We start from the raw sequence: 1242 nt of genomic DNA, 5'->3' as shown, positions 1-1242 counted from the left end.
GTCGCCCAATCTGAAGTCCACATTCGGGAAGCGTTGCACCAGGCCGTCGTAGAAAATCCTGGAATATTCGACTGAAACCAGCTGGCGCGGCTTGATTCCCCTAGCCAGGATCGCCTTTGTGATGACACCGGTTCCCGCGCCAAGCTCCAGAATCGGCAATCCTGACCGTAGGTTCACCACGGTTGCCATCCGGCGTGCCGCATAAACCGAAGTGGGAATGAGGGCACCCACGCCCTTCTTGTCCTTCTGCCAGCCTTTGAAGAATTGGACTTCTTCCTCAAACTTTTTGCCGAGCTGACCTGCCACTGAAGTGTCATCCAGTGGCGATTAGAGCCTTGGCCGTTTCTGTTACGCCTTGTGGCGCGGGTTGAGCAACCGGCGGAGGCGCGGAGCCTTCGATCGGCACAGCGTCGAAGCCGGTTGCGGTGATGACCTTGGCATAGGCTGCTGGGGTCTGGTAGCCGAGCGAGGAATGTGGCCTGGCGGTGTTGAAGTCCTCTCTCCATTCGGCGATGGCGCTTCGAGCGTGGTCGAGGCCGAAGAACAGGCTCTCGTTCAACAGCTCGTCGCGCATCCGGCCGTTGAAACTTTCGACGTAACCGTTCTGCATAGGCTTGCCCGGCGCGATGTAGTGCCATTCGATTCCGCGATCCTTCGACCAGGCGAGGATGGCGTTCGAGGTGAACTCGGTGCCGTGGTCGGAGACGATCATGCCTGGCTTGCCGCGCTGGGCGATCAGTTCCGTCAGTTCACGAGCAACCCGACGGCCGGAGATCGAGGTGTCCGGAATCGCGGCCAGACATTCGCGCGTCACGTCGTCGACGATGTTGAGCACACGGAAGCGCCGGCCGCAGGCGAACTGGTCATGGACGAAATCCAGCGACCAGCGCGCATTCGGCTTTGCCTCGACCAGGATCGGCGCCCGCGTGCCGACCGCTCGCCGCCTTGCCCGGCGCTTGCGCACCGTCAGGCCTTCCTCGCGGTAGAGACGATAGATGCGGTTGACCCCAGATGCCTCGCCCTCGCGCCTGAGCAGGATGAACAGCCGCCGGTAGCCAAAGCGTCGGCGCTCGTTCGCGAGGTCACGCAGCCGACCACGCAGCTGCGTCTCTGGCGGTCGGCGAGACTGGTAGCGGATCATCTTGCGATCGGCGCAGACGAAGGAACAGGCCCGACGCTCCGATAGGCCCATGACGGCCTGCAGATGCGCGACGGCTTCGCGCTTGGCGGCGGGCCCTACCA

The 1242-nt window shown here is 62.7% G+C and carries 2 protein-coding genes; both read right to left on the bottom strand.

Annotated features, from left to right (window positions below; translation table 11 throughout):
- Positions 1-306 (bottom strand): class I SAM-dependent methyltransferase (locus tag NKJ06_RS35470; protein WP_502905680.1); only part of this gene is annotated, 306 nt, incomplete at its 3' end.
- A gap of 7 nt (positions 307-313) precedes the next feature.
- On the bottom strand, positions 314-1242 hold a 929-nt coding region (locus NKJ06_RS35465), incomplete at its 5' end, for an IS3 family transposase (protein ID WP_352812586.1).

Source organism: Mesorhizobium sp. M0293, assembly GCF_040321735.1.
In the GTDB taxonomy this organism is placed as follows: Bacteria; Pseudomonadota; Alphaproteobacteria; order Rhizobiales; family Rhizobiaceae; genus Mesorhizobium.
Note: the sequence above shows the minus strand (reverse complement) of the source record. Positions and strands in the feature narration are given on the sequence as shown.